General features: G+C 57.2%; 3 protein-coding genes and 1 pseudogene. All 4 read left to right on the top strand.

From position 1 onward, the window contains the following. Positions 1–137: 137 nt before the first annotated feature. A pseudogene (locus HMPREF9007_RS26660) lies at positions 138–1,715 on the top strand (TraG family conjugative transposon ATPase); the annotation flags it as partial. Positions 1,716–1,729: 14 nt separating this feature from the next. Continuing rightward, positions 1,730–2,044, top strand: coding sequence for a DUF3876 domain-containing protein (locus HMPREF9007_RS00770; RefSeq protein ID WP_004303798.1), 315 nt, complete (start codon positions 1,730–1,732; stop codon positions 2,042–2,044). Between the two features lie 35 nt (positions 2,045–2,079). After that, positions 2,080–2,700, top strand: coding sequence for a DUF4141 domain-containing protein (locus HMPREF9007_RS00775; RefSeq protein ID WP_004295452.1), 621 nt, complete (start codon positions 2,080–2,082; stop codon positions 2,698–2,700). 19 nt (positions 2,701–2,719) lie between these two features. Then, positions 2,720–3,705 (top strand): conjugative transposon protein TraJ (gene traJ, locus HMPREF9007_RS00780; RefSeq protein WP_008763825.1); only part of this gene is annotated, 986 nt, incomplete at its 3' end.

Below are 3,705 nucleotides of genomic sequence, written 5' to 3'. Positions count from 1 at the left end.
AGAAATAAATGGAAGTTACTATGAGCCGGCTTTTAGTTACAAATAAAAGTTTTGAATTGCTTGAGCCGTATGAGGGGAAACTCTCACGTACGGTTCTTAGAGGGGAAAGCTCCCGTAAGGGGGCTGACCTACTCGACATCGACCAGTATCTCAACGAGGCGCACTCGTTCGGTCTTCAATCCGTCCGGGCCCATTTCAACGTGCTGGCCTGGTCGGACGACGTGCAGGAGCTCCGGCATATCCGCAATGATGTGGGCAGCCAGCTCGCTCTGATGGAGTGCCGCCCGCGCCACAACACCGTGGATGCCGCCACGCTCTACTGGGCGGGTATGCCGGGCAATGCGGGGGATTTCCCCGCCGAGGAATCGTTCTACACGTTCATCGAGCCCGCGGTCTGTTTCTTCACGGAGGAAACCAACTATAAATCCTCGTCCAGTCCTTTCGGCATCAAGCTGTGCGACCGCATAAGCGGCAGGCCCCTGCACCTGGACATCTCGGACGAACCGATGAAAAAAGGGATCATTACCAACCGGAATAAATTCGTGTTAGGCGGCTCGGGGTCAGGCAAGTCATTCTTTATGAATCATTTAGTCCGCCAATACTGGGAGCAGGGCACGCATGTCGTGCTGGTGGATACCGGTAACAGCTACCAGGGTCTTTGCGAGCTGATCCGGCGTAAGACCAAAGGTGAGGACGGCGTGTATTTTACCTATACCGAGGAACATCCCATCAGTTTCAACCCGTTCTACACCGACGACTACTATTTCGACGTGGAGAAGAAGGACAGCATCAAGACGCTGCTGCTGACACTCTGGAAAACCGAGGACGACAAGATCACGAAGACCGAGAGCGGCGAGCTGGGCAGTGCCGTGAACGCCTATATCGAGCGTATCCGCGCCGACCGGAATATCGTGCCGTGTTTTGACAGTTTCTACGAGTACCTGCGGGACGACTACCGCCGCGAGCTGGAGGAGCGGGAGATCCGGGTCAGCCGCGAGGATTTCAACATCGACAACATGCTCATCACCCTGCGGCAGTATTATAAGGGCGGACGCTACGACTTCCTTCTGAACTCCCGGGCCAACATCGACCTGCTCTCGAAGCGCTTCGTGGTCTTCGAGGTGGATTCCATCAAGGAAAACAAGGAGCTTTTTCCCGTGGTCACCATTATCATCATGGAGGCTTTCATAAACAAGATGAGACGGCTCAAGGGGGTACGCAAACAGCTCATCGTCGAGGAGGCCTGGAAGGCGCTCTCTACGGCCAATATGGCTGAATATCTGCGTTATATGTATAAAACCGTCCGCAAATACTACGGTGAGGCCATCGTTGTGACGCAGGAGGTCGAGGACATCATTTCCAGCCCGGTGGTCAAGGAGGCGATCATCAACAACTCGGACTGCAAGATCCTGCTCGACCAGCGCAAGTTCATGAACCGTTTCGACGCGATTCAGTCCTTGTTGGGACTGACCGACAAGGAGAAGGCGCAGATTCTCTCGATCAACCAGTCCAACGACCCTTCCCGTAAATACAAGGAGGTCTGGATCGGTCTGGGCGGCGTTCAGTCGGCGGTCTATGCCACGGAGGTCAGCGTCCCGGAGTACCTGGCCTACACGACCGAGGAAACGGAGAAAGTGGAGGTACAGCGGCTTGCCGGGGAGCTGGGCGGTGATATGGAACTGGCGATCAGGCAGCTCGCCGAGGGCAAACGTTAAAGGGAGGGCAGGCCATGTATCGCAAGTGTATCGGATCAGACCCCACGGCGGCGCGTTTGGACTTCGCGCTGTACGAGGTGGCGGGCGAGTGGGAAAGCCGCTCGGGTTCTCCCCGGGTTCGCATCTACCGCAACCCGGGACGCCGGGGCGGCGGTTTTTACGTGGAGGTGTCCTACAAGGACGGGACACGCTTCTCCCGTCCCGTGAGGAAGTATTGGGGAGGTATCCGTTACTTCGACCTCTACGGGTATGTCGCCCTGGCCTACGATGCGGGGCGCGAGGTGCTCCAGCTCTCCGCCTACGGGGATTATTACCGGGCGTCGGAATGACCGCCCAAGTATTCACGAATTAAATAATGAAAAGGATGAAACGATTGATTTTAACGCTGTTCGTGGGGCTTCTTTGCTTCACGTACCAGGCAAAAGCGCAGTGGACGGTCATCGACCCGTCGAACCTCGTTCAGAACATCAAGAGCGCGGTTCAAAGCTCGACCACGGCGACCAACATGGTCAAGTCGCTGCAAGAGAGTATCAAGATTTATAACCAGAGCAAGGCTTACTACGACGCCCTCAAATCGGTGCATAACATCATCAAGGATGCCCGGAAGGTGAAGCTGACGCTCGAAATGGTCAGCGAGATCACGGAAATCTACACCTCGGGATTCAACCGTATGGTTTCAGACCCGAACTTCACGGTGGACGAGCTGGCGGCGATCTCGGCGGGTTACGCCCGATTGCTGGAGGAGGGCGGTGCGCTGGTGGCGGAACTCAAGACGGTCATAACCGGCGGCAACGGCCTCTCGCTCTCGGACAAGGAGCGGATGGACGTGGTGGATCAGGTTTACACGAAGATGCTGGAGTACCGCAACCTCACGCGCTATTACACGCGCAAGACCATCTCCGTGTCCTTCATCCGCAGCCGCGAAAAGGGCGACGCGCACCGGGTGCTGGCACTTTACGGGAACCCGAACGACAGATATTGGTAACCTGAAAACGGAGGCAGTCATGGATTTCGACAATTTACACCAGGTTCTCCGGAACCTGTATCAGGAGATGATGCCGCTATGCGGCGACATGATCGGGGTGGCGAAAGGTATCGCCGGCCTGGGTGCGCTCTTTTACGTGGCTTACCGGGTATGGAAGGCACTGGCCAGCGCGGAGCCTATCGACGTGTTCCCGCTCCTGCGGCCTTTCGCCATCGGCTTGTGCGTGATGTTCTTTCCCACCGTGGTTCTGGGGACGATCAACGCCGTGATGTCGCCCGTGGTGCAGGGCACGCACGCCATACTGGAGGGGCAGACATTGGATTTGCAGGCATACCAGCAACAGAAGGACGATTTGGAAGCCGAGGCCCGCAGGCGCGAGGGCAAGGCTTGGTTAGTGGACGACGAGGTGTATGAACAACGGCTTGCGGATATGGGTATCACGGACTTGGGCGAGATTATCAGCATGTGGGCCGAACGCACGTGGTACGACATCAAGGCCGGTTTCCGGCAGCTTGTCCGGGACTTCTTCGAGTTGTTGTTCAACGCCGCGGGGCTTACCATCGACACGCTGCGGACATTCTTTTTAGTCGTGCTGTCGATTCTGGGGCCCTTGTCGTTCGCCCTCTCCATTTACGACGGCTTCCACTCGACGCTCGCGAGCTGGATTTCCCGCTATATCAGCGTGTACCTTTGGCTTCCCATCGCCGACCTGTTCTCCGCGGTGCTGGCCAAGATCCAGACGTTGATGCTCCAGGCGGACGTCCTGGCCCTGCAAGACCCCAATTACATTCCCGACAGCGGCAGCGGTGTCTATATTATCTTTTTGATTATAGGTATCATAGGCTATTTCACGATCCCCACCGTTGCCGAGTGGGTGATCCAGTCGGGCGGAGCCGGCGGGGCTATGGGCGGTATCAACAAGGCCGGGGCATTCGCCACGGGTGTCGCTGGCGGTATCGCCGGCAACATGATCGGCCGCACGTTCGGGCGTCGCGGCGGTGGCCC

This window comes from Bacteroides sp. 1_1_14 (genome assembly GCF_000162515.1).
GTDB lineage: Bacteria > Bacteroidota > Bacteroidia > Bacteroidales > Bacteroidaceae > Bacteroides > Bacteroides thetaiotaomicron.
The sequence above is the reverse complement of the archived record's forward strand: the minus strand, read 5'-3'. Positions and strand labels throughout refer to the sequence as shown.